The sequence below is a fragment of the Streptomyces sp. NPDC043952 genome (assembly GCF_056435325.1).
Window position 1 is genome coordinate 34,541 of the sequence record NZ_JBWKES010000035.1, and the last position, 23,586, is coordinate 58,126.

The 23,586-nt window shown below is 73.3% G+C and carries 18 protein-coding genes, 5 tRNA genes and 1 riboswitch; of the genes, 13 read left to right on the forward strand and 10 right to left on the reverse strand.

Annotated elements, in window-relative coordinates:
- Positions 1 to 152 precede the first annotated feature (152 nt).
- Positions 153 to 1,193, forward strand: a complete 1,041-nt coding sequence (locus tag AC069R_RS28305) for an ABC-2 transporter permease (protein ID WP_478769610.1) — start codon at positions 153 to 155, stop codon at positions 1,191 to 1,193.
- 9 nt (positions 1,194 to 1,202) lie between these two features.
- Here the strand turns inward: AC069R_RS28305 and AC069R_RS28310 are convergent, their stop codons facing one another.
- The 5 genes from AC069R_RS28310 to AC069R_RS28330 all read right to left on the reverse strand — a co-directional run bounded on the left by AC069R_RS28310 (position 1,203) and on the right by AC069R_RS28330 (position 3,572).
- Positions 1,203 to 1,547, reverse strand: a complete 345-nt coding sequence (locus AC069R_RS28310) for a hypothetical protein (protein ID WP_478769611.1) — start codon at positions 1,545 to 1,547, stop codon at positions 1,203 to 1,205.
- Positions 1,548 to 1,623: 76 nt separating this feature from the next.
- Positions 1,624 to 1,700, reverse strand: a tRNA-Phe gene (locus AC069R_RS28315).
- 24 nt (positions 1,701 to 1,724) lie between these two features.
- Positions 1,725 to 1,799 (reverse strand) — tRNA-Asp (locus tag AC069R_RS28320).
- A 39-nt stretch (positions 1,800 to 1,838) separates the two neighbouring features.
- Positions 1,839 to 1,911 (reverse strand) — tRNA-Glu (locus AC069R_RS28325).
- 80 nt (positions 1,912 to 1,991) lie between these two features.
- Positions 1,992 to 3,572 carry a metallophosphoesterase family protein gene (locus tag AC069R_RS28330; RefSeq protein WP_478769612.1) on the reverse strand — a complete coding sequence of 527 codons (1,581 nt, stop codon included), beginning with the start codon at positions 3,570 to 3,572 and terminating at the stop codon, positions 1,992 to 1,994.
- A gap of 426 nt (positions 3,573 to 3,998) precedes the next feature.
- On the opposite strand from AC069R_RS28330, the gene AC069R_RS28335 reads away from it, so the two are divergent.
- From AC069R_RS28335 to AC069R_RS28365, 7 genes are all read left to right on the forward strand, one after another.
- Positions 3,999 to 4,349: a metallopeptidase family protein gene (locus tag AC069R_RS28335; protein ID WP_397985189.1), complete on the forward strand. Its 351-nt coding sequence runs from the start codon at positions 3,999 to 4,001 to the stop codon at positions 4,347 to 4,349.
- Positions 4,350 to 4,498: 149 nt separating this feature from the next.
- Positions 4,499 to 5,017, forward strand: a complete 519-nt coding sequence (locus AC069R_RS28340) for a hypothetical protein (protein WP_478769613.1) — start codon at positions 4,499 to 4,501, stop codon at positions 5,015 to 5,017.
- Between the two features lie 218 nt (positions 5,018 to 5,235).
- On the forward strand, positions 5,236 to 7,410 hold the full coding sequence (locus AC069R_RS28345; protein ID WP_478769614.1) for a DEAD/DEAH box helicase: 2,175 nt from the start codon (positions 5,236 to 5,238) through the stop codon (positions 7,408 to 7,410).
- A 129-nt stretch (positions 7,411 to 7,539) separates the two neighbouring features.
- The gene (locus AC069R_RS28350) at positions 7,540 to 9,084 is read left to right on the forward strand and encodes an amino acid permease (protein ID WP_478769615.1); all 1,545 of its coding nucleotides are present in this window, start codon (positions 7,540 to 7,542) and stop codon (positions 9,082 to 9,084) included.
- An 88-nt stretch (positions 9,085 to 9,172) separates the two neighbouring features.
- Positions 9,173 to 9,245 (forward strand) — tRNA-Lys (locus tag AC069R_RS28355).
- A gap of 65 nt (positions 9,246 to 9,310) precedes the next feature.
- Entirely contained in the window at positions 9,311 to 9,847 is a 537-nt protein-coding gene (locus AC069R_RS28360) for an NADPH-dependent FMN reductase (RefSeq protein WP_478769616.1), read from the forward strand.
- Positions 9,848 to 10,008: 161 nt separating this feature from the next.
- A complete protein-coding gene (locus AC069R_RS28365) occupies positions 10,009 to 10,719 on the forward strand; it encodes a leucine-rich repeat domain-containing protein (RefSeq protein ID WP_478769617.1) in 711 nt (236 codons plus the stop codon).
- Between the two features lie 122 nt (positions 10,720 to 10,841).
- Here AC069R_RS28365 and AC069R_RS28370 read toward each other — a convergent pair whose 3' ends face one another.
- On the reverse strand, positions 10,842 to 11,498 hold the full coding sequence (locus tag AC069R_RS28370) for a DUF2637 domain-containing protein (RefSeq protein ID WP_478769618.1): 657 nt from the start codon (positions 11,496 to 11,498) through the stop codon (positions 10,842 to 10,844).
- Between the two features lie 386 nt (positions 11,499 to 11,884).
- Here AC069R_RS28370 and AC069R_RS28375 point away from each other — a divergent pair, with 386 nt between their 5' ends.
- From AC069R_RS28375 to AC069R_RS28390, 4 genes are all read left to right on the forward strand, one after another.
- Entirely contained in the window at positions 11,885 to 13,066 is a 1,182-nt protein-coding gene (locus AC069R_RS28375) for a dihydrofolate reductase family protein (protein ID WP_478769619.1), read from the forward strand.
- Between the two features lie 46 nt (positions 13,067 to 13,112).
- Positions 13,113 to 13,186 (forward strand) — tRNA-Met (locus AC069R_RS28380).
- 299 nt (positions 13,187 to 13,485) lie between these two features.
- A riboswitch (cyclic di-AMP (ydaO/yuaA leader) is annotated at positions 13,486 to 13,654 on the forward strand.
- Positions 13,655 to 13,663: 9 nt separating this feature from the next.
- Positions 13,664 to 14,713, forward strand: coding sequence for a M23 family metallopeptidase (locus AC069R_RS28385; RefSeq protein WP_478769620.1), 1,050 nt, complete (start codon positions 13,664 to 13,666; stop codon positions 14,711 to 14,713).
- A 67-nt stretch (positions 14,714 to 14,780) separates the two neighbouring features.
- A complete protein-coding gene (locus tag AC069R_RS28390) occupies positions 14,781 to 15,725 on the forward strand; it encodes an aldo/keto reductase (protein ID WP_478769621.1) in 945 nt (314 codons plus the stop codon).
- A gap of 19 nt (positions 15,726 to 15,744) precedes the next feature.
- Here the strand turns inward: AC069R_RS28390 and AC069R_RS28395 are convergent, their stop codons facing one another.
- From AC069R_RS28395 to AC069R_RS28410, 4 genes are all read right to left on the reverse strand, one after another.
- Positions 15,745 to 17,091 (reverse strand): PrsW family intramembrane metalloprotease, encoded by a 1,347-nt coding sequence (locus AC069R_RS28395; protein WP_478769622.1) that lies wholly within the window; start codon positions 17,089 to 17,091, stop codon positions 15,745 to 15,747.
- Between the two features lie 41 nt (positions 17,092 to 17,132).
- Positions 17,133 to 17,945 carry a tRNA (guanosine(46)-N7)-methyltransferase TrmB gene (trmB, locus tag AC069R_RS28400; protein WP_478769623.1) on the reverse strand — a complete coding sequence of 271 codons (813 nt, stop codon included), beginning with the start codon at positions 17,943 to 17,945 and terminating at the stop codon, positions 17,133 to 17,135.
- A 13-nt stretch (positions 17,946 to 17,958) separates the two neighbouring features.
- Positions 17,959 to 19,206 carry an L-2-hydroxyglutarate oxidase gene (gene lhgO, locus AC069R_RS28405; protein WP_478769624.1) on the reverse strand — a complete coding sequence of 416 codons (1,248 nt, stop codon included), beginning with the start codon at positions 19,204 to 19,206 and terminating at the stop codon, positions 17,959 to 17,961.
- A gap of 84 nt (positions 19,207 to 19,290) precedes the next feature.
- Positions 19,291 to 20,715 (reverse strand): NsdA family TPR-like regulatory protein, encoded by a 1,425-nt coding sequence (locus AC069R_RS28410; RefSeq protein ID WP_397985202.1) that lies wholly within the window; start codon positions 20,713 to 20,715, stop codon positions 19,291 to 19,293.
- A gap of 712 nt (positions 20,716 to 21,427) precedes the next feature.
- On the opposite strand from AC069R_RS28410, the gene AC069R_RS28415 reads away from it, so the two are divergent.
- Positions 21,428 to 23,527, forward strand: a complete 2,100-nt coding sequence (locus AC069R_RS28415) for an asparagine synthase-related protein (RefSeq protein WP_478769625.1) — start codon at positions 21,428 to 21,430, stop codon at positions 23,525 to 23,527.
- Positions 23,528 to 23,586: the final 59 nt, after the last annotated feature.

A 23,586-nucleotide genomic window follows, 5' to 3' on the forward strand; every position in this document is an offset into this window, starting at 1 on the left:
CGACCGATTTGCCGCCGGCCGACGGCCTCGCGCCCGAAGGGGCGCGGGACTGTGCCGATATGCGGCCCCGCCGCGTGGGCGCGAGCAACCACCGGCGACCCGCGCCCGGCGATCAACAGGCACCCCCCGCGCCGAGATGCCAGAGTTCCCCTATGTCCGATTCGCGTACGCCCGATTCGCACTGGACGACGTTCAAGCGGTCCCCCTTCCTCCCCGCCACCGTCCTGCTCCTCCTCATCTCCGCCGCGGCCGGCCTCTTCGCGGGCTCCTACACCTACGCCATGGCGAACCCCACCCCGCACAGCATCCCCGCCGCGGTCACCGGCGCCTACGACAAGCCAGCGGCGCGCACTTTCCTCGCGGGCATGGAGCGCGCCCTGTCGGCCTCGCTGAAGCTGCACCCGTACCCGGACCGGGCCGCGGCCGTACGCGCCGTGGACCAGCAGCGCGTCTTCGCGGTGGTCGACGCCCCCGCGGGCGCCGGGCCGGTCAGGCTGGACGTGTCCGCGGCTTCCGGGGCGACCGTCGCACAGCTCCTCGGCCAGGCCGCGGCGAGCGTGAGCCGGGCCACCGGGACGCCCGTGGTGGTGCACGACCTCAAGCCGCTCCAGCAGGGCGACCCGCGCGGACTGGCGATCTTCTACGTCTCCCTCGCCGCCGTGGTGATCGGCTTCATCGGCGCGATCCAGCTCAGCGTGCACGCCAAGGCGCTGAACCCGCTGGAGCGCATCGCCTTCACCGTCGGCTACGCCCTGCTCGGCGGGTTCACGATCGGCGCGGTGGTCGACTGGTGGCTGGGCGCGCTGCGGCTGCCGTTCGTGGAGTCCTGGCTGATTCTCGCCCTGACGATGTTCACGTCCGGCATGGTCTTCACGATGTTCAACACCCTGTTCGGGCGCTGGGCCATGCTGCCGACCTGGGGCCTGATGGTGCTGCTCGGCAACCCCTCGTCCGGCGGCGCCGTCTCCTGGCCGCTGCTGCCGTCCGCGCTGGGCACCATCGGCCGCTGGCTGCCGCCCGGCGCCTCGGTGAACGCCCAGCACACCGCGGTCTACTTCCGGGGCGACCAGCACGCCTTCCCGTTCCTGGTGCTGGCCGGCTGGTCCCTGCTCGCCTGCGCGGTCTTCCTGATCTGGCGCCACCGCCATCCGGGCGGCCGCTCGACGGGCCCGGCCGAGGAGGTCGGGACCTAGGAAACCGGCCTAGGAGCTGGGGGTGGGCGCCGCGGGGGCGGGGATCGCGTCGGTGCCCACGGGGGGCGCGGGGGCCGCGGGAGCCGGCGCGGGGGCCGGCTGCTGGGCCGGGCCGGCGGCCAGGGTCATGGACCGCGCGGTGTTGGACACCGCCTTGATGCCCAGGTAGGCGGTGGTCATGCCGCTGACCGCGGTGAAGGCGGCGGTGAGGATGCCGACGACCACCGAGGTGTCGCCGGCTAGCCGCCAGACCCCGACGGCCGCCACGACGGCGATCGCGACATTGCTGGCTATCACCGCCAGCATGCCGTACTTCGCCTTCTTCTTTTCGAGTTCGATCTCGGTGCCGCTCATGGTCCCCCCGACCTGGCTGGAGTGCGACGCTGTCGTACGACGACGAAGGCCCCGTTCGTCGAACGGGGCCTTCGGGTGGTGGCTGGGGCCGGGGTCGAACCGGCGACCTATCGCTTTTCAGGCGATCGCTCGTACCAACTGAGCTACCCAGCCACGAGGTTTCACGTGAAACCTCAGCGGTCCTGACGGGATTTGAACCCGCGGCCTCCACCTTGACAGGGTGGCGAGCACTCCAAACTGCTCCACAGGACCAAGCTGTTTGTGCGCAACAGTGTCGCACACGGTTCTGCGTGCCCCCAACGGGATTCGAACCCGTGCTACCGCCTTGAAAGGGCGGCGTCCTAGGCCGCTAGACGATGAGGGCTATCGGCCCGCCTGGGCGCTTCTCAGCGCGTCGGGGACGTGAGAAGCATATGGGATGGCGAGGGGGATCGCCAAAACGGTTTACGGGCGGCCGGAGGCGCTCGCCTTCCCGGAGGGCGCCGGGGCGGTCGACGCGGGTGCCGCGCCTGGCCGGTTGTCGTCCGCCAGATGGCGGCTGACCTCGGCCGTCGTCAGTCCGAGGCCGCCCAGCCGGATCGCGTCCCAGGCCTGGAGAAGATGGCTGTCGCGGTCGAAATAGAGCACCGACGCCTCGATCGGCGCCGGGTACTTCCCCTCCACCGCGCGCAGCCCGCTGCCCCCGGTCGAGCCCTCCATCCGCAGCCGCGTCCCGTACGGCAGCTTCTCGTCCCCCTCGTGGTGCAGATGCCCGCACAGCACCAGCGGCACCTCCCCGTCCGTCTCCCGCGCGGCCACCGGCTCGTGCGCGATCGCCACGTCCACCGGGGTGCCCGCGGCCCGCTGGGAGCGCAGCGCGCTGTCCAGCCGGTCGCCGGCCAGCCGCTCGGCGGCGTCACCGCCGGGCACCACCGCGCGGTCCGGGGTGAACTGCGGATCGCCGATGCCCGCGAAACGCAGCCCGCCGACCGTCTGCGCGTGCCCGTCGTCCAGCACATGGACGTTCTTCATGTGCTCCAGATAGCGCTGGGTGACCTTGGAGTCGTGGTTGCCCCGGACCCAGACGTACGGCACGCCCAGCCCGGCGATCGGGTCCAGGAAGCCGTTCTCCGCCGCCATGCCGTGGTCCATCGTGTCGCCGGAGTCCACGATCACGTTCACCTTGTACTGCTGGACCAGCGAGGCGATGATCTTCCAGCTCGCCGGGTTCAGGTGGATGTCCGACACGTGCAGGACCCGGATGGTGGACGGGTCCGGCTGGTAGGCCGGGAGCGTGGACGTGACGTCGTACAGCTTGGTCACGTTCGTCACCAGGCGGGCCAGCTCCTCCTGGTAGACGTCGAAGTCGGTGACGATGCCGCGCGCGTTGCCGATCACCGAGGGCGCGGAGGAGAGCAGCCCGGAGAATCGCGGCTCCAGCACGGACTCGGGGTTCCAGGTCGCGTACGCGGAGGCGCCCGAGGCGGCCAGCAGCGCGAGGGCCAGCCCGGCGGCCGTGAGGGCGCGGCGCGGGCGCCGGTAGACGGCGAACCCGAGGACGCCCGCGCCGGTGACCACGGCGACGCAGGAGCGCACGGCGAGGTCGAACGTGCCGTGCTCCACGTCGTGCACCACCTCGTCCTGGAGGCCGGAGATCCGTTCCGGGTGGTCGACCAGTTCCTGGGAGCGCAGCGGGTCCAGCTGATCGACGTTGACGTCCAGGCGGACCGGCGCGACATGGCTGTCCAGGGTGAGCGCGCCCAGCGGGGACACATTGATCTTCGTGCCGCCGGTCAGCGAGGGGCGCAGCGCCATCGTGGTGTTCATCGGCCCGACCGGCGTCCGTACGTTGCCGACGATCAGCAGCCCCAGCCAGGCGCCGACGAGCACGACCAGGGTGAGGCCCAGCGCGCCGGGCCAGGGCCGGGGGCGGGCGGCGAGCTCCAGCTCGGGGAGCGGCCGGGGGCGGGGAGCCGGGGGGCGGCGGAAGAGGGCTGCGACGCGGTTCGGCATGCGGTTCAGGACGGCGACGGGGACGCGGACCATTGATCCCGTATGCCCATGTGCGGGGGTGGATATGCGGGTTGACCGGCTCGCGCGCGGGGCGCCGCGGGGAAGTCGGCCAGACTCGGAGGCGGCGGAGGGGTTCGCCGTCTCGTGCGGGGGCCGTCCGGCCGTCCGGTGGGTGGCGGTCGTCCGGCGTGTGGTGATCGGCCATCGCGTGCGGGGCGACCGGCCGCTCCCGTGCACGCGGACCGGCGGACCGGGTGGGCGGCGGGGGCCGACGGGTGCGGGAGCCGGCGGACCCCTGGTGCGCGGGTCCGGTCGCCCGTGCGGCGTCGCGGGACAGGGCGACGTCGCCGGCGGCCCCCGTGTGCGAGCGGTCGGCGGCCCCCGTGCGCGGGCCCGGTCGCGCTCGGGCGTGGCGGACCGGCGCTCTCGTACGGCCCTCCCGTGCCCGACAATGGCCCTGTGCTGGAGATGACGCGCGAGGAGTTCGAGGAACTGGTGGCCGAGGCGCTCGACCGGATCCCGCCGGAGCTGACGCGGCTCATGGACAACGTGGCGGTGTTCGTCGAGGACGAGCCGCCCGCCGCCGACCCCGGTCTGCTCGGCCTGTACGAGGGCACCCCGCTGACCGAGCGGGGCGAGTGGTACGCCGGTGTGCTTCCCGACCGGATCACGGTCTACCGGGGGCCGACGCTGCGGATGTGCGACACGCGCGAGGACGTCGTGGCGGAGACCGAGGTGACCGTGGTGCACGAGATCGCCCACCATTTCGGCATCGACGACGCCCGGCTGCACGCCCTCGGTTACGGGTGACGAGGCGTCAACGCGGCCGTACGGGACGCGGGCATGGCCGTAGCGGCCGTACGAGCCGCGTGACTTGATGCGTACGCGGCGCGTGTCCTCCCGTGGGCGACGGGAGTTGGACAGGTTGACCCCGTTCCCTGCCCCCGGAGGTGGCCGCCGTGCGCCCCTTGCCCGTACCCGTACGTCTGGTCGTCACGGCACTGGCCGTCTCCACCGCCGCCGGCTGTGTGAACGTGGGTGATGCCGGGAGCCGGGCCACGCCCTCCCACTCCGCGGGGCGGCACGGCGGCGCCGGAGCGGCGGCGGGCGCCGGGCCCGCGGCGGATGGCGTGGCCGCCCCCGGACGCATCGCCCCCGGCGGCGACGGCAAGCACGGGCACGGCGGCAAGCCGAAGCCGGGGGAGTCGGCCCCGGCGTCCCCGTCCGGCGCGCCCGGCGCGGACAGCGCCCCCGCGGACCCCGCGAAGCCCCGCAAGACCCCCGGCGCCCCGCCCGCCCCGCCGCGGGCCCAGCCGACCCCCGGACCCACCACCGCCCCGCCCCCGCCCCCGGCGACCACCCCGCCGCCGCCCGACACCCAGCCCCCCTCGGCCGAACCCTCCTCCTCGGCGCACGAGGACCCCGGCCCCCAACTGGTCCAGCGGGAGCCGGCCCCCGCGGCGGGCGTCCCGATGTGACCGGACGCACGCTGCCGAGCGGGCCACCGGTTTGCCTTCATGGGGGGAGGGTGCGTATGGTGGTAGATCGTTTGATCCCATTTGCCCGGCGCCACCACAGAGCGCGCCGTGTGGCGCGTACTCTCCCTTGCCGTGGCGGACCGCATTGAGGCGGTCGTGTGCGAATCACGGAGTTGACGGGCGCGTGCCGACGAGACTCCGGAAGGTTTCGCATTCGCATGTCCGTGTCCAGTTTTGACCAGATCGTCGTGCCCGAAAACGAGAACGAGAACGAACTCGTGGACGAGACGACCGAGGCCACTGAGACCCAGGCCCCCGAGGCCACCCAGACCCCCCAGATCACCTTCGCCGACCTCGGGCTCCCCGAGGGCGTCGTGCGCAAGCTCGCGCAGAACGGCGTGACGTCCCCCTTCCCGATCCAGGCCGCGACCATCCCGGACGCCCTGCTCGGCAAGGACATCCTCGGCCGTGGCCGCACCGGCTCCGGCAAGACCCTCTCCTTCGGCCTGCCGACGCTGGCGCAGCTGGCCGGCGGCCGCACCGAGAAGAAGCGCCCCCGCGCGGTCATCCTCACCCCGACCCGCGAGCTGGCCATGCAGGTCGCGGACGCCCTCCAGCCGTACGGCGACGTCGTCGGCCTGAAGATGAAGGTCGTCTGCGGCGGCACCTCCATGGGCAACCAGATCTACGCCCTGGAGCGCGGCGTCGACATCCTCGTCGCCACGCCGGGCCGGCTGCGCGACATCATCAACCGCGGCGCCTGCTCGCTGGAGGACGTCCAGATCACCGTCCTGGACGAGGCCGACCAGATGTCCGACCTGGGCTTCCTGCCCGAGGTCACCGAACTGCTCGACCAGGTCCCGGCGGGCGGTCAGCGCATGCTGTTCTCCGCCACCATGGAGAACGAGATCCAGACCCTCGTCGACCGCTACCTGAAGAACCCCGTCTCCCACGAGGTGGACGCGGCCCAGGGCGCGGTGACGACCATGTCCCACCACATCCTCATCGTGAAGCCCAAGGACAAGGCGCCGGTCACCGCCGCGATCGCCTCCCGCAAGGGCCGCACGATCATCTTCGTCCGCACCCAGCTGGGCGCCGACCGCGTCGCCGAGCAGCTGCGCGACGCGGGCGTGAAGGCCGACGCGCTGCACGGCGGCATGACCCAGGGCGCGCGCACCCGCACCCTGGCCGACTTCAAGGACGGCTACGTCAACGTCCTGGTCGCCACCGACGTCGCCGCCCGCGGCATCCACGTCGACGGCATCGACCTGGTCCTGAACGTGGACCCGGCCGGCGACCACAAGGACTACCTGCACCGTGCGGGCCGTACCGCGCGTGCGGGCCGTACCGGCACCGTCGTCTCCCTGTCGCTGCCGCACCAGCGGCGCCAGATCTTCCGTCTGATGGAGGACGCCGGCGTCGACGCGGGCCGGCACATCATCCAGGGCGGCGCCGCCTTCGAGCCGGAGGTCGCCGAGATCACCGGCGCCCGGTCCATGACCGAGGTGCAGGCCGAGTCCGCGGGCAACGCCGCGCAGCAGGCCGAGCGCGAGGTCGTCCAGCTGACCAAGCAGCTGGAGCGCGCCCAGCGCCGCGCCGCCGAGCTGCGCGAGGAGGCCGACCGCCTGGTGGCCCGTGTCGCCCGCGAGCGCGGTGAGGACCCGGAGACCGCGGTGGCCGAGGCGCAGGCGTCCGCCGCCGAGGAACTGGCGGTGGCCGAGGAGCCCGTCGCGCAGCAGGCCGAGCGCGAGGAGCGTCCGGCGGCTTCGGCGGCGCCCGAGCGCCGGGAGCGCCGTGACGACCGCGGTGGTGCGCGTGGCTTCGAGCGCCGCGATGACCGCCGTGACGACCGTGGTGGCCGTTCCTTCGAGCGTCGTGACGACCGTGGCGGCTTCCGCCGGGACGACCGCCGCGATGACCGCCGGGATGACCGTGGCGGCCGTTCCTTCGAGCGCCGCGACGACCGTCGTCCGTTCGACCGTGACCGTCGTGACGACCGCGGTGGCGCCCGTGGCTTCGAGCGCCGGGACGACCGCCGCGATGACCGCCGTGACGACCGTGGTGGCCGTTCCTTCGAGCGTCGTGACGACCGTGGCGGCTTCCGCCGCGATGACCGCCGGGACGACCGTGGTGGCCGTTCCTTCGAGCGCCGTGACGACCGCGGTGGCTTCCGCCGTGACGACCGCGGCGGCCACCGGGGCAGCGACCGCCCGTTCAACCGCGACCGCCGCGACGACCGTCCGGGCTTCCTCCCCCATTCTCGGACCCGCTCGAACGGGGGGACCCCCACCGGCGGCCACGAGCGCCCCTACGGCCGCCGCGACGACCACCGCGGGACCGGCTCCTCCTTCGGCCGCCGTGACGACAAGCCGCGCTGGAAGCGCAACGGCTGACGCACAGCGCCGTACACACAGCGCCGTACGCACCGCGAAGGGCCCGCACGACCGATGTCGTGCGGGCCCTTCCGCGTACCGCCTCCGAGTGACGCATGTCACGCCCGTGACGGGGGAATTGCTGGGGGCATGACAGAAGACGCGACAGGCGGCGCCACACGGGATGTCACAGGTGACACGAAGGGCGCCGCGCCGGCGGGCGGGCCCTCGGACGAGGAACGGCTGGCCCAGCTCGGTTACCCGCAGGTCCTCGCCCGCCGTATGTCGGCGTTCGCCAACTACGCGGTGTCCTTCACGATCATCTCGGTCCTGTCGGGCTGTCTGACCCTCTACGCCTTCGGCATGGCCACGGGCGGCCCCGCCGTGATCACCTGGGGCTGGGTCGCGGTCGGCCTGATGACGCTGCTCGTGGGGCTGTCGATGGCCGAGATCTGCTCGGCGTACCCGACCTCGGCCGGCCTGTACTTCTGGGCCCACCGGCTGGCACCGCCCCGCTCGGCGGCCGCGTGGGCGTGGTTCACGGGCTGGTTCAACGTGCTGGGCCAGGTCGCGGTCACCGCGGGCATCGACTTCGGCGCGGCGTCCTTCCTCGGCGCGTACCTGAACCTCCAGTTCGGCTTCGAGGTCACGCGCGTGCGAACCGTCCTGCTCTTCGCCGCGATCCTGCTGCTGCACGGCCTGCTGAACACCTTCGGCGTGCGGATCGTCGCCTTCCTGAACAGCGTGAGCGTGTGGTGGCACGTGCTCGGGGTGGTGGTCATCGTCGGCGCGCTGGCCCTCGTACCCGACCACCACCGCCCGACGTCCTTCGTCCTCACCCACTTCGTCAACCGGACGGGCTGGGGCAGCGGTGTCTACGTCGTGCTGCTCGGCCTCCTGATGGCCCAGTACACCTTCACCGGCTACGACGCCTCCGCCCATATGACCGAGGAGACGCACGACGCGGCCACGGCGGGCCCGAAGGGCATCGTGCGCTCCATCTGGACGTCCTGGATCGCGGGGTTCGTGCTGCTGCTCGGCTTCACCTACGCGATCCAGTCGTACGACAGGGAGCTGACCTCCGCGACGGGCGCGCCGCCGGCCCAGATCCTGCTGGACGCGCTCGGCGCCACCTCCGGCAAGCTGCTGCTCCTGGTGGTGATCGGCGCCCAGCTGTTCTGCGGCATGGCCTCCGTCACCGCCAACAGCCGTATGATCTACGCCTTCTCCCGCGACGGCGCGCTGCCCTTCTCCCGCCTGTGGCACACGGTGAGCCCGCGCACCCGCACCCCCGTGGCGGCGGTCTGGCTGGCCGCGCTCGCCGCGCTGGCCCTCGGCCTGCCCTACCTGATCAACTCGACGGCGTACGCGGCGGTGACGTCCATCGCGGTGATCGGCCTGTACCTCGCCTACGTCGTCCCGACCTTCCTGCGGGTCCGCAAGGGCGCGGCGTTCGAGCGGGGGCCGTGGCACCTGGGCCGCTGGTCGGGGGTGATCGGGGTGATCTCGGTCCTGTGGGTGCTGGCGATCACGATCCTCTTCATGCTCCCGCAGGTCTCGCCCGTCACCTGGGAGACCTTCAACTACGCCCCCGTCGCCGTCCTGGTCGTCCTGGGCTTCGCCGCCACCTGGTGGCTCGTCTCCGCCCGCCACTGGTTCCTCGCCCCGGCCCCCTCGGATCCCGTCAAAAACTAGCCATCCCGCCCCGCGACGCGGCCGGGTCCCCCCTACCCGATCGGAGACCCGGCCTCCTGCGGCTATGCTCGGACAGGCAACATCGCCTGGGCCCTTAGCTCAATTGGCAGAGCAGTGGACTTTTAATCCATTGGTTGTGGGTTCGAGTCCCACAGGGCCTACGGAATCGCCCCCAGCTCAGGAGCAGTTCGAGCTGGGGGCTCGTCCGTTTCGAGGGGGGTCGGGGATGATTCTGCTGCTGTCGGGGAGCCTGCGGGCCGGTTCCGTGAATGAGGTGCTGTTGCGGACGGCGCAGGCGGTGGCGGCCGATGCGGGCGTGCGGGCCGTCCGGTACGACGGGCTGGGGCGGCTGCCGTACTTCAATCCCGATGACGACCGGGAACCGCTGCCGGCGGCCGTGGCCGAGCTGCGGGCGGCGATCGGCGCGGCGGACGGGGTGCTGATCTGCGCGCCGGAGTACGCCGGGACGTTGCCGGGCGCGTTCAAGAACCTGCTGGACTGGACGGTCGGCGGGACCGAGATCTGCGACAAGCCGGTCGCCTGGGTCAATGTGGCGGCGCCGGGGCGCGGGCAGGGCGCGGAGGCCACCTTGCGGACCGTGCTCGGGTACACCGGGGCGGCCATCGTGGAGGCGGCCTGTGTCCGGGTGCCGGTGGGGCACGGGGACGTGGGCGAGGACGGGCTCGTCGCGGACCCGGAGATCCGCCGGCGGGTCGGGGAAGTGCTGGACCTGCTGACGGCGGCCGGGGCGGGGGCGGCGTGACGCCGGATTCCGAGGGCGGTGCGTCGCCGGGTTCCGAGGGTGGCGTGACGCCGGGGTCCGGGGGCGGCGTGGCGCCGGGGTCCGGGGGCGGCGTGGCGCCGGGGTCCGGGGGCGGCGTGGCGCCGGGGTCCGAGGGTGGCGTGGCGCCGGATTCCGGGAGTGTGCTGAATCTGTGGCGGCGGCGGCTGGGTCGGGTGCCCGAGTCGGTCTGGGAGCGCAGCGGCCTCCAGGTGCTCATCCTCGCGGACAACGGGCTCACCGCCCTGCCGGACGGCATCGGGCGGCTGCGCTCCTTGCGGACCCTGGACCTCGGGCACAACCGGCTCCCCTCGGTGCCCTCGGCGATCGGTGAGCTGACCGGGCTCGACGGCTGCCTCTACCTGCACGACAACGCGCTCGCCGAGCTTCCCGGGGAACTGGGGAAGCTGACGCGGCTGCGGTACCTCAACGTCGGCGAGAACGCCCTCACGGCCCTGCCCGAGAGCATCGGACGGATGGCGGCGCTGGTCGAACTCCGGGCGCAGCACAACCGGTTGACCGCGCTGCCCGACACCATCGGCGCCCTGCGCGCCCTGCGCGAGCTCTGGCTCCGGGGCAACGAGCTGACGAGCCTGCCCGCGTCCCTGGCGGGCCTGCGCGAGCTGCGCCATCTCGACCTGCGGGAGAACGCGCTGCCCGAACTGCCGTCATGCCTCGCCGGCTTGCCGCTGCTGCGGCAGCTGGACGTGCGCGGCAACCGGCTCACCCGGCTGCCCGGCTGGCTCGTGGACCTGCCCGCACTGGAGAAGCTGGACCTGCGCTGGAACCAGGGCCTCCGGGAATCGCCGGTGACAGCGGAACTGGAGCGGCGGGGCTGCGTCGTCCTGCGATGACCGGGCCTGCGGCGGCGGCACCGCGATAACTGGGCCCGCGATAACTGGGCCCGCGATGACCGGGCCCGCGATGACCGGGCCCGCGATGGCCGCGCCCGCCGGTGTCCCGGCGGGCCGGTGGCTCATCTGACGTCGTACGGTCCCTGCGTCTTGGGATTGCGGCGGCTGTGCGCGGCATGCCGGGGGCGGGTCACCTTGGAGGAGACCTGGCCGACGATCTCCCAGAAACACACCAGGGCGGTGATCGGCGGAATTCCGAAGATGATCAGGGAGAGCGGGGAATGCGCCGTGTGACAGACGCACAGGGCGACCGCCATGGTGGAGGCGCCCAGCAGAACTCCCCAGGATCTTCTGGCACTTCGGTGCTGGACCGTCGCCCGCAGAATGGAAAGCGCCGCCACGAGCCAGGGCCCGTACACCGTCAACGGCCACCATTGTGCGAGGCGCATCGGCAGTACGGAGGAAGCGGTGGCGCGGAGTTGGGCGTAGGAATAGGAGAAGGACCAGCCCAGCATGCACAGCGCGCACACCGAGATGGTGGCGATCAGCAGCGTGACGGGCGCGCCGCGCTGATCGTCGCGCAGCAATCCGGGCTCGGTGCGGATGCGCCGGCGATTTTTCCGGTGGCTGGACCTGCCGTGGGGCGGGGTGGCCGGGTCGGGATTCGCGGCGGACGCGCCGGACAGCATCTGGGCCAGTTCCTCGACCGGGTCCCACTGCATCTCGAGCGTGCTGAACTCGTAGTCACACATAACGTCTTCATCGTGAATCCTGTCCATCGGCCGAGTCCTAGAGCCTCACCATCGCCCGCAGGTACTCACTCTCCAGCTGGCGGATTCTTCTCAAGAAATCGTCAAGAAGATCGGAACAGCCGTCGGTGAACACCTCGCCTTCCTTGCTTTCCACCCGGAATGTGACCGGCGAGTGGAGATTCAGCGCTGTGCGTCTCTCTGTGCGTGCCACGGTCAGCTAACGAGCCTCTCGGGAGCTGGGGGTGTGGGGCATTCGGGTGCTTCTGTAACTCGAAAGCGGGGTTCGGCGGTCCTATGACAGCAACGGGCGGAAATAAGAATGCTTTTAGGGCGGGCTGGGGCGGGTGCGGGCCGGGCGGCGCGTGCCGTCCCCCCGGGCGGGCAGGCCCACGGCGGGCCGCACACTGGAGGCGATGAGCACCGAGCGAGCTTTGCCCGAGTCCGCGCCGTACCCGTACGTGCTGCTGTCCGCCGCCGTCTCCCTCGACGGCTGCCTGGACGACACCGGACAGCAGCGGCTGCTGCTGTCCGGACCGGCCGACTTCGACCGGGTGGACGCGGTACGGGCCTCGGCCGACGCCCTCCTGGTCGGCGCCGGCACCCTGCGCGCCGACAACCCGCGGCTGCTGGTCGCCTCCGCCGAGCGGCGCGCGGCCCGGCTCGCGCGGGGCCGGCCGGAGTATCCGCTGAAGGTCACCGTCACCGGCACCGGCGACCTCGATCCCGCGGCCCGCTTCTGGCACACCGGCGGCGACAAGCTCGTCTACACGACCGACGCGGGCGCCGCACGGGTCACCCGTCTCCTCGGCGGCGCCGCCGACGTCGTCGCGCTCGGCCCGGAGCTGGACTGGCGGGCCCTGCTCGGCCACCTGCGGGCCGAGCGCGGGGTCGGCCGGCTGATGGTGGAGGGCGGCGCGGCCGTGCACACCCAGCTCCTCCAGCAGGGCCTCGCCGACGAACTCCAGCTCGTGGTCGCCCCGCTGATCGTGGGCGATCCGGCCGCCCCGCGGCTGTTCGGACCCGGCCGGTACCAGGAGGGTCGGCTGCGGCTGGTCGAGTCCCGCCGGATCGAGGACGTCGTCCTGATGCGCTACGAGCCCACCGCGCCCGGCACCGGACCGGTGCTCACCGCCGCCGACCGGCACTGGCTGCGCACCGCCTGCGAGCTGGCCGCGCTGTGCCCGCCCTCGCGAACGGCCTTCAGCGTCGGCGCGGTCGTGGTCGCCGCCGACGGCACCGAGCTGGCCCGCGGCCACTCCCGCGAGGGCGGGGACCCGGTGGTGCACGCGGAGGAGGCGGCGCTCGCCAAGACCGACCCCGCCGACCCGCGGCTGCCCGGCGCCACCGTCTACAGCAGCCTGGAGCCCTGCGCCCGCCGCGCCTCGCGCCCCGCGCCCTGCGCCGAGCTGATCCTGCGGGCGGGGGTGCGCCGGGTGGTGACCGCCTGGCGGGAGCCGGACACCTTCGTGGTGGCGGCCGACGGCACCGGGGTGCTGACGGCCGCGGGCGCCGAGGTCGTCGTCCTGCCCGAGTACGAGCCGCTGGCCAAGGCGCCGAACCGGCATCTGCCCGGCCGATCCGGGGGCCCGTCGTAACCGATGTGCTTTCCGCCCTGGTGATGGCGTACAGTAGAGACATCGCCGCGGGGTGGAGCAGCTCGGTAGCTCGCTGGGCTCATAACCCAGAGGTCGCAGGTTCAAATCCTGTCCCCGCTACTGATGTCTCAGGGCCGGAATCCAGTTCATGGATTCCGGCCCTGGGTGTTTTCCGGGCCTCGAACGGGGGGTTACCCCCCGTGACCGTTCGACCGCCCAGCGCATAACATCTGAGTCACCATCAAAAACCGGGTGACTCGTGAACGGCGGTCAACTCGCCCGGTTTGGCGGCCCGCTGGGCGGTAAGTCCACGGGTTTGAACCTTAATGATCAAGCCGAACGGCTTGGAAAGTTCCCCTCCGGTCTATTAACGTTCGATAACGCAGCGCGGTCGTCCCAGCCGTCACCCGAGGCGGCTCCGTGCGCACGCGCCGAATCCCGCGAGGGAACCGGGGAACCACCACCTCTGGGGTGAATCACGCGGACACCACCGCGGACTCAGCCGAGTCCACGAGCGGTATACGCGCGTAGGAGACCTTCCTGCTCCGAACCCGTCAGCTAACCCGGTAGGCGGAGGAAGGAAAGGAGCACGCCCCCGTGGCGTCCAACCGGCCCGCCCCCGAAGCACCGTTCGTGCCCGCTCAGCGCGCACCCGAGTCGTTCGGCCCCGGCCCCGAAGGCGACGGCCCCTGGGAGGAGTGGAACCCCGGCGAGGAGTCCGTCGCCCCGGTCCGCGGCCGCCACCGCGTCGCCAAGCAGCGCGGCGGCTTCGCCCGCAGCTCCACCGTCCTCGGCGTCGGCGTGATCGCCGCCGTCGGCGCGGGCGGCATCGCCAGCGCCAACCCCGGCAAGCCGCCGGTCTCCGTCTCGATGCCGGACCTGCCGGACGTCTCGGTGCCGCACCTGTCCACCGTCGAGCACTTCCTCGGCGACGACTCCGCCGAGACGCCCAAGGCCGAGACCGCCACCGCGCTCACCGACCTCGGGCGGACCACCGAGGGCGCCACGGACACCGGCGCGGGCGAGGCCCTGCGCAACCGGATCATGGCCCAGGCCGAGCAGCAGCAGGGCCAGGCCGACAGCAAGGCCACCGCCGCGATGGTCGCCGCCGCCCAGCAGCAGAGCGACGCGGCGGCCGCCAAGGCGGAGAAGGAGGCCGCCGCCAAGGCCGCCGACGCCAAGGAGCAGGCGGAGGCCGACGCCAAGAAGGCGGCCGAGGCCAAGCGGCTGGCCGCGCTCGCCAAGCAGTACACGCTGCCCGTCGTCTCGTACACGATCACCGGCACCTTCGGGCAGCCCGGCGCCATGTGGTCCTCCGGCTACCACACCGGCCTCGACTTCGCCGCCCCCACCGGCACCCTGATCAAGGCCGTCCACGGCGGCACCATCACCCAGGCCGGCTGGGCCGGCGCCTACGGCTACCGCACCGTCCTCACCCTGGACGACGGCACCGAGCTGTGGTTCTGCCACCAGTCCTCGATCAACGTCTCGGTCGGCCAGAAGGTCACCACCGGCGAGGTCATCGGCCGCGTCGGCGCCACCGGCAATGTCACCGGCCCGCACCTGCACCTGGAGGTGCACCCGAACGGGCAGCCCACCGCCGTCGACCCCGCGCCCTGGCTGCGCGACAAGGGCCTCAACCCCTGACGGAACCGCGCCGGTTCCCGCACCGGCGGCGGAATGCGATCATCCGTCGCCGGTGTTGATGTGAAGCATGACTTCTCTGCGCACACTGGGCTCATCCGACCTCCAGGTCTCCCCGCTCTGCCTGGGCGGCAACGTCTTCGGCTGGACCGCCGACGAGCAGACCTCCTTCGCCGTCCTGGACGCGTACACGGCCGCGGGCGGCAACTTCATCGACACCGCCGACGCCTACAGCGCCTGGGTCGAGGGCCACCAGGGCGGCGAGTCCGAGACCGTCATCGGCAAGTGGGTCAAGGCCCGCGGCAACCGCTCCGACGTCGTCATCGCCACCAAGGTCAGCCAGCACCCGCAGTACCGGGGCCTGTCCGCGGCCAACATCAAGGCCGCCGCCGATGCCTCCCTGGCCCGCCTGGGCACCGACTACATCGACCTCTACTACACCCACTTCGACCAGCCCGAGGTGCCGGTCGAGGAGATCATCGGCGCGCTGGACGAGCTGGTGAAGGCCGGAAAGGTCCGGCAGATCGCCGCGTCCAACATCAGCGCCGAGCGGCTCAAGGAGTCCCTGGACTTCTCCGCCCGCGAGAACCTGGCCCGCTATGTGGCGCTCCAGCCCCACTACAACCTGGTCTCCCGCGACACCTACGAGGGCCCGCTCCAGGACCTCGTCGCCCGCGAGGGCCTGTCCGCGGTGCCGTACTTCGCGCTCGCCGCGGGCTTCCTGACCGGCAAGTACCGGCCCGGTGCCACGGTCGACAGCGCCCGTGCCGGCTCGGCCGCCAAGTACGCGGAGACCGAGCGCGGCCAGAAGGTGCTCGCCGCCCTCGACGAGATCGCCGCCGCGCACGGGGCCGCGCACGCCACCGTCGCCCTCGCCTGGCTGGCCGCCCAGCCGACCGTCACCGCCCCGATCGCCTCGGCCCGCACCCTGGAGCAGCTCCCGCCGCTGCTGGCCGTCGGCGAGCTGAAGCTGACGGACGACGAGCTGAAGAAGCTGACGGACGCCTCGGCCTGAGCACCCTGGGGCCCGTAGGTCACATCCAGTACGGGTGGTAGGACGGGTACGGCGCCGCCGGGTGGCCGTACCCGTGCCCCTGCGGCTGCCCCGGCCGGATGTACGCGTGCCCGTACGGCGCGGGCGCCCACCCCATCGGGACGTGGGCGGCGGCCGCCCTGAGGGCCGCGTACTCCAGGGCGGGCCGGGCGGCCTCCCGGCGCTGCCACAGCTGATCGAGCAGTTCCCGCTCGCGGGTGGCGAAGTCCGCGCCCGCCCGCCCCTGGCGGCCCTGCCGGCGCAGCAGCGCGAGGGCGGTGGCGTACGTCTCGTACTGGGCGACCGCCCGTGCCGTGGGGCGGCCGGCGTGGTGGCGGGCGTAGTCGCGGGCCATCCGGCGGGCGCGCATCGAGCCGAGCGCGAAGGGCTCGGCCGGGCCCAGCCAGCCGGCCAGCACATAGGTGGGCAGTTCCTCGCGCACCGTGCGCAGCTCCCGCTGCCGGGTCCAGACCGCGAGCCAGGTCAGCAGCCCGAACACGGGCAGCATGAAGGCGCCGTAGACGGCGAGGAAGCCGTACTGGCCGAAGCCGGCGGAGCTGTTCCACAGGGAGTGCATGCACATCGCGAGCAGCAGACCGCCGAGCGGGAGCAGCACCCGCCGGGCGCGCCCGCGGGCCCCGTACAGCGCGGCGAGGCCGAAGCCGATGCCGGTGCAGGTGGTGAACAGGGGGTGCGCGAACGGGGACATCACGATGCGCACGAAGAAGGTGGCGGCGGTGACGGAGACGATGCCGTGGCCGCCGCTGATCCGGTCGGTGCCGAAGGCGGTGCCGAGGTAGAGGATGTTCTCGGTGAACGCGAACCCGGTGGCGGTGATCCCGGCTATCACCATCCCGTCCACGATCCCGGTGAACTCGCGCCTGCGGAAGAGGAAGACGAGCAGGACGGCCGCCGCCTTGGCGGACTCCTCGACTATCGGGGCTATCAGGGTGGCGCCGAGGGTGTTGGCGCCCGCCGGGTCCGCGGTGGAGGTGGCGATCCACTTGGTCGCGAAGCTGTTCGCGACGATGGCTATCAGCGCCGCCGCGAACGCGCCCCAGCAGAACGCGAACACCAGGTTCCGCCAGGCGAAGGGCGCCACCCGGTCCAGCCAGCGGAACGCGGTGACCAGCCAGGGCACCGGCAGCACCGCGAGGCCGAGACCCACCAGGAACCCCTCGGTGCCGGTCTCCTTGCGCACCAGCGCCAGGATGACCAGCCCGGACATGGCCAGCAGCGTGATCAGCGCGCCGTACCGCACCCACCGCAGCTGCCACCAGTGCGGGTGGTGCAGCGTCTCGCCGCCGGGGCTCGGGGGGTACATCGGGTACGCAGAACTGGTGGCCACGGCATCGACCCTAACGGTGGCGGGACGCGGGGCTGAGCGGTTTACCTGCGGCGGAACAGGAGATCGTGCACCACATGACCCTTGTCCAGCCCCTGCCCCTCGAAACGGGTCAGCGGCCGGAACGCGGGCCGGGGCGCGTAACCGCCGTCGGGCTGGGTGTTCTCGTAGGCGGGGTGGGCGGTGAGGACTTCGAGCATCTGCTCGGCGTACGGCTCCCAGTCGGTCGCGCAGTGCACCAGCGCGCCGGGCCGCAGCCGGGTCGCGGCGAGGTCGAGGAACTCGGGCTGGATCAGCCGCCGCTTGTGGTGGCGCTTCTTGGGCCAGGGGTCCGGGAAGTAGACCCGCAGCCCGGCGAGCGCGTCGGGGCGGAGCATCTCGCGCAGCAGGATGATCGCGTCCCCGTTGCCCACCCGGATGTTGTCCAGCGCGTTCTGCTCGGCGAGGTTCAGCAGATTGCCCTGGCCGGGGGTGTGCACATCGACCGCGAGCACATTGGTGTCCGGGTCGGCGGCGGCCATCTGTGCGGTGGCCTCGCCCATGCCGAAGCCGATCTCCAGGACCACCGGACGGTCGTTGCCGAACAGCTCGGCGAGGTCGAGCACCCGCTGTCCGTCGATGTCCAGTCCCCAGGCCGGCCACAGCCGCTGGAGCGCGTCGGCCTGCCCGCTCGTGACCCGGCTGCGGCGCGGCTGGAAGCTGCGGATCCGCCGCTCGAAGTGCGAGCCGGCGGGATCGGCCTTCGGGCCGTCCGGGAAGCGCGGCTCGCCCTTGGCCCGGCCGGGCCGGGGGGCGGCACCGGGGGCGTCCGGGGCCGGCTCGGACAGGACGTCGGGGGTGTTCAGCGCATCAGACACAGTACGAACGAGTCTACGGGCGCGCGGCGGATATGCCCGCGCCGTCGGCCGCGGCCAGCATCTCCAGGGCCCGGCGCGCGACCTCCCGGCCGATCGGCAGGGACGCGGTGGCCGCCGGGGACGGCGCGTTCAGCACATGCACCGCGCGGGGGCCCTCCTTGATCAGGAAGTCGTCCACCAGCGAGCCGTCCCGCAGCACCGCCTGCGCCCGCACCCCGGCCGGCGCCGGCACCAGGTCCCCGGCCCGAACCGCGGGCAGCAGCCTGCGCACCGCCGCCAGGAACGCCTCCTTCGACAGCGAGCGGTGCAGCTCACCGGCGCCGTAGCGCCAGTGCCGCCGGGCTATCGCCCACGAGCCCGGCCAGGCCAGGGTGCCGGCCAGCTCCCGCGGTCGTACGACCCTCCAGTCGTACCCCTCGCGGGCCAGGGCCGGTACCGCGTTGGGGCCGATGTGGACGCCGCCGTCGACGCCGCGGGTCAGATGCACGCCGAGGAACGGGAAGGCCGGGTCCGGCACCGGGTAGACCAGGCCGCGCACCAGCTCGGGCCGCGCCAGCTGGTAGTACTCCCCGCGGAATGGCACGATCCGCACGCCCGGCTCGTCACCGGTGAGCCGGGCCAGCTCGTCGCAGTACAGCCCGGCGCAGTTCACCAGCACCCGCGCGCGCACGACGTCACCGGTCGCGGTGCGCACGGCCACGCCGCGCTCGGGGCGCCGGTCCACGCCGGCGACCCGCGCGCCGTAGCGGATGTCGGCGCCCGAGGCGCGGGCGAGCTGCCGGGCGACGCCCGTGTAGTCGCACACGCCGGTGCTGCCGACGTGTATCGCGGCCAGTCCGCGCACCTCGGGTTCGTACTCCTCGATCTGGGCGGCGCCCAGCTCGCGCACCGGTATTCCGTTCTCCCGGCCGCGCTGGACCAGGGCGTGCAGCCGGGGCAGCTCGGCGCGCTCGGTGGCCACGATCAGCTTGCCGGTGACGGCGTGCTCGATGCCGTACTCGGCGCAGAACGCGACCATCTCGGCGGCGCCGCGCACCGCGTACCGCGCCTTGAGGGAGCCCGGCCGGTAGTAGATCCCGCTGTGGATCACCCCGCTGTTGCGGCCCGTCTGGTGGCGGGCCGGGCCCGGCTCCTTCTCCAGCACGGTCACCCGTGTCCCCGGCGCCGCACGGCCGATCGCGTACGCCGTCGACAGCCCGACGATTCCCCCTCCGACCACGAGCACATCGCAGTCGTACGCCCCGACCGGCACCTGCACCACCTCCCACGTCGATAGTGCACTGCGCCACTGACAATGCCTTCAAACACGGGAAGCGGCGGTACGGCCGAAGGCGCGGGGATGTCTTTACGCGGGCGCCATCAGCAGGGGCCGGGCCCGCTCCCGCAGCTCGACCACGCGCGGCTCGTCGCCGTACGCCTCCAGCCGGTGCAGCAGATCCCGCACGTACTCGGTGGTCCGCGCCGAGGAGATCCGGCCGGCCACCTCGACCGCCCGCACCCCCTGCTCGCAGGCCGCGTCGAGGTTGCCGGACTCCAGCTCGGCCACCGCGGAGACGACCAGGCGCAGTCCGTGCGAGCGCACGAACTCCTCCGTCGGCTTCGACAGCGCCTGCTCGGTGAAGCGGCGCACCTGGCGCGGCAGCTTCAGGTCCCGGTAGCACTCGGCCGCGTCGGCGGCGAACCGGTCGTAGCCGTAGAAGCCGAGCCACGAGGGATCGTTGTCCCCCTCGCGGGAGCGCTCCAGCCAGCTCTCCGCCGCCTTCAGCGCCGCGCCCGCCGCCTGCGCGTCCCCGGCGCGCGCGTGGGCGCGCGCCTCTACCAGCCGGAAGAAGCTCATCGTGCGGGCGGTGGCCAGCCCCCGGTTGCGTTCGAGCGCGGCCTGCGCGAGGTCCACGCCCTCGTCCCCGAACCCCCGGTAGGTCGCCTGGAGGGACATGGAGGCGAGGACGTACCCGCCCAGCGGTACGTCGGCCGCCGCGCGGGCGAGCCGCAGCGCCTGGATGTAGTACCGCTGCGCCGCCTCCTGCTGGCCGGTGTCGAAGGCCATCCACCCGGCGAGCCGGGTCAGTTCGGCGGAGGCGCCGAACAGCGCGCGGCCGACTTCGTCGGAGTACCCGCCGAGCAGCAGCGGTGCCGCCTCGACCCGCAGGCACTCGGGCACCATGGACGAACGCCAGTCGCCGCCCCCGTACTTGGAGTCCCAGCGCCTGGCGTCCTCGGCGGCCTCCCGCAGCTTGCGGACATCGCTGTGGCCGACTCTGACCGGTGCGCCGGTGCCCTCGGCGGCGCCGTCCGCCCGTGCGACCGAGCTGTCGGCGGGGGTTATCAGCCAGCGTGAGGCGGGCGTCGCGTAGGCGCTCACCGCGAACGATCCGGCCAGCGACTGCCAGATGCCGCCCGAGCCGGCCCGGCGTCCGGCGAGGTCGAGGCGGTACAGCTCGGTCGCCGAGCGCACCGCCTGCGCCACGTCCCTCGGGAAGGCGAGGCCGACCTCGGGCGCGGGGTCCGCGTCCGCCAGGCCGATCTCGTGGAGCGGCACCGGGCGGCCGAGCTTCTGTCCGATGGCGGCCGCGATGAGGTGGGGCGCGGCGCCCTGCGGCACCATGCCCTTCGACACCCAGCGCGCCACGGACGTCTTGTCGTAGCGAAGTGTCAACCCGCGTTGGGCGCCAAGGTCGTTGACGCGGCGCGCGAGTCCTGCGTTGCTGATTCCCGCGAGGGCGAGAACGGCGCCGAGCTTTTCGTTCGGCCCGCGTTGCTCCCTGGACATGCGCCACCCCTCGACACAGACGGCCGCCGCTCGGGCATAACCGTGCGGCATTCGTAAACCCAGCGTAGTTCGCCGCATCCCAAGCGTTAAGGGGCATTGTTCCGGATGGCGGGATTGTGGTCCGTACGGGAGTGCGGACCAGTACGCACCGTGCACGGACGGCCGTCGCGTGCCCCCGCGTGTGTGGTCGTGCGCCCGGCCGTGCGCTCTCCTGTGGCCGGCTCGCGGGCGGTTACCTGGTCCTGCGTGGGTCGGCCCGCTGTACTGGATCCAGCGGGCTGGGGGACACCGCCGCCTTCATCCCCGCGGGTGGCGGACCGGTCCGGGAGGCGGATGCCGTCTCCCGGACCGTGCGTGCGTCCGGGGCGCCGCGCGGGCCGCGAGCCCCTACGGAGCGTGCTCATCTCCCCTGCCACTTCTGCTATTTGGCTGAAAATCGTCCCGGAGTCGACCGGGGTATTTCTGCTCCGACCACGCAACTTGGGGGCGCGAAGGGCGTTTTGGGGGAGCGCGCCGGGGGCGCATTCGCGTCGCGCCCTGCCTGGTGAGTGGCCACCCGAGCGCCGGCCCGCCCGCGGCGCCCGGCCGCCGACCCCCCCTTCTCCCTCCGCCGTTCCGGACGGTGTCACCACACCTCTCCCACGCGTCCTTCGTGGCAGCATGGGGACCGGTTCGATCGGTGCACTGGTTGTCCACAGGCTGTGGAGGCACGATGCGGTGGTTGGTGGGGTGGAGCAGCGCCGCCGGGGGCGCGGCCGGGCTCGGCTCCGCCGGTTCGCCGGGCTCCGCGGACTCGCCGGGCTCCGCGGGCTCGTTCGGCCCCGACGGCGAGACCCTGCACCCGGTCGGCTCCCAGCTCCTGTGGGGCGACCCCGACCCGCTGTGGGCCGTCGGCGACTGGCGCCCGGACGAGGTGCGCGTGATCAAGGCCGACGAGCAGAACCGGATCGCCGTCCTCGGCATCTGCGGCGCCTCCGACGAGGAGCTGCGGCGCGGCCTGTTCACCGCGCGCGGCGGCGCGCTGCGCCACCTGACCAACTGGCCCGGCAGCTACACGGCCGTCGTCCAGGTCGGCCGCCGCGTCACCGTCTGCGGCGACCTCGCGGGCGCCCGCCCGGTCTTCCACACCCCGTGGGCGGGCGGCACGGCGTACGCCACCGCCGCGCTGCCGCTCGCCGACCTCATCGAGGCCAACCTCGACTTCGGTCATCTGGCCGCCCTGCTCGCCGCCCCGGACGTCCCGGCCGCGCTGCGCGACACCACCCCCTACGAAGGGGTACGGCGCATTCCGCCCGGACACGCGCTGGTGCTGCGCGCGGGGGCGCTGGAGATCGCCGGGTACGACCCGGTCTCCTCGCTCGCCGTGTCCGCGCCCCCGGCCGACCCCGACCGCGCGGTGGACGCCGTACGCGACGCCCTGGTGGAGGCGGTGCGCACCCGGCTCTCGGCGCCGCGGCACGTGCCCGACCTCGATCCGGGGCCGGTGCCCGGCATGGGGCCCGCCGAGCGGCGCGCCCGGCGCGGGATGCCGGTGCCCGGAATCGGCGCCGACCTGTCCGGCGGGCCGGCCTCCGCCACCCTCGCGCTGCTCGCCGCCGGGCTGCCCGGCCGGCCCGGCACCCTGCTCGGACACGGCGCCGGCGAACGCCTTCTCGCCGTCACCTTCAACGACCTCGCCGTCGGCGGCCGCGAGGCCGAGGTGCAGCGGGCGGCGGCGCTCGCGGCCGACCCGCGGCTGCACCACGTGGTGGTGACCGGCGGCGAGGAGGCCCTGCCCTACGCCGACCTCGACGGCCCCCTCACCGACGAGCCAGGACCCTCGCTGGTCACGGCCGGGCGGCACCGGGCGCGGCTGGCCGCGGGCAGCGCGGACCACTTCACCGGGCACGGCGCGCGGCAGGTCCTGGACGCGCACCCGGCCCGGCTCGCCGACCTGCTGATGGACCGCAGACGCCGCCATCTGGTCCGGCCGGTCGCCGCGCTCGCCCGTGCGGACGGCTCGGTCCTGGTCCCCGCGCGGGTGTACGGCGCGGCCCGGCGGCTCGCCCGCACGCCGTACCGGGCCGGCCTGGAGGAGCTCGCCGAGCGGCTGATGCGGCGGCGGTTCGAGGAGCCGAAGGGGGCGGTCGGGGCGTCGCTCGCGGCGCTGACCTGGGCCGCGCCGGGTCCGGCCGCCCGGTGGCTCACGGGGGAGGCACTGGCTGAAGTATCGGTTCTGCTCGGGGTGGAGGGGGACCGGTCGGGTACGGGGGCGCAGCGGCCCGGCGAGCACCGGGCACGGGCGGCGCTCGCCCGGTACGCGGCGGACCTGCGGGTGCTGGAGCAGTCCGCGGAGGTCCGTTCGCAGCGGCTGCACGCGCCGTTCCTGGACAACCAGGTGGTCCGCGCGTGCCGTGAGCTGCCGGAGGCGCTGCGGGTACGGCCCGGTGCGCGCGCCGAGATCCTGCGCACGGTCCTGGAGAGCACCGGCATCACCGAGTTGCCGCCCGGCTGGGGCACCCCGTCGCACGCCTCGTCGGCCGCGGCCGCGCGGGCGGGCCTGCGGCTGTCCGCCGACCCGCTGCTCGACCTCTTCTCCCGCCCGCTGCTCGCGGACGCGGGGCTGGTGGACGGGGGCGTGGTCCGCAAGGCGCTCCGCTCGGCGGCGGCCGGGTCCACGGTGGAGGGGCTGGCCGACCTGGTCTCCCTCGAACTGTGGCTGCACCGCCTGCTGTCCCGCCGGGGCACGTGCTGGACGGGAACGCCGGCGCGGTCGCGGGCGGTGCCGGCGGGGATCCAGCGGCGGAGGGACGCGCTGGCCTCCGGCGCGTGAGGGTTTCGGCGCGTGAGGGTTTCGGCCGGGCGCGTCAGGGGAGAGGGTGTGCGGTGGGG

Excerpts from the sequence above, each read along its gene's own strand:
- AC069R_RS28305 (WP_478769610.1), top strand. The coding sequence starts at position 153 with ATGTCCGATTCGCGTACGCCCGATTCGCACTGGACGACGTTCAAGCGG.
- AC069R_RS28310 (WP_478769611.1), bottom strand. The coding sequence starts at position 1,547 with ATGAGCGGCACCGAGATCGAACTCGAAAAGAAGAAGGCGAAGTACGGC.
- AC069R_RS28330 (WP_478769612.1), bottom strand. The coding sequence starts at position 3,572 with ATGGTCCGCGTCCCCGTCGCCGTCCTGAACCGCATGCCGAACCGCGTC.
- AC069R_RS28345 (WP_478769614.1), top strand. The coding sequence starts at position 5,236 with ATGTCCGTGTCCAGTTTTGACCAGATCGTCGTGCCCGAAAACGAGAAC.
- AC069R_RS28350 (WP_478769615.1), top strand. The coding sequence starts at position 7,540 with ATGACAGAAGACGCGACAGGCGGCGCCACACGGGATGTCACAGGTGAC.
- AC069R_RS28360 (WP_478769616.1), top strand. The coding sequence starts at position 9,311 with ATGATTCTGCTGCTGTCGGGGAGCCTGCGGGCCGGTTCCGTGAATGAG.
- AC069R_RS28370 (WP_478769618.1), bottom strand. The coding sequence starts at position 11,498 with ATGGACAGGATTCACGATGAAGACGTTATGTGTGACTACGAGTTCAGC.
- AC069R_RS28375 (WP_478769619.1), top strand. The coding sequence starts at position 11,885 with ATGAGCACCGAGCGAGCTTTGCCCGAGTCCGCGCCGTACCCGTACGTG.
- AC069R_RS28390 (WP_478769621.1), top strand. The coding sequence starts at position 14,781 with ATGACTTCTCTGCGCACACTGGGCTCATCCGACCTCCAGGTCTCCCCG.
- AC069R_RS28410 (WP_397985202.1), bottom strand. The coding sequence starts at position 20,715 with ATGTCCAGGGAGCAACGCGGGCCGAACGAAAAGCTCGGCGCCGTTCTC.
- AC069R_RS28415 (WP_478769625.1), top strand. The coding sequence starts at position 21,428 with ATGCGGTGGTTGGTGGGGTGGAGCAGCGCCGCCGGGGGCGCGGCCGGG.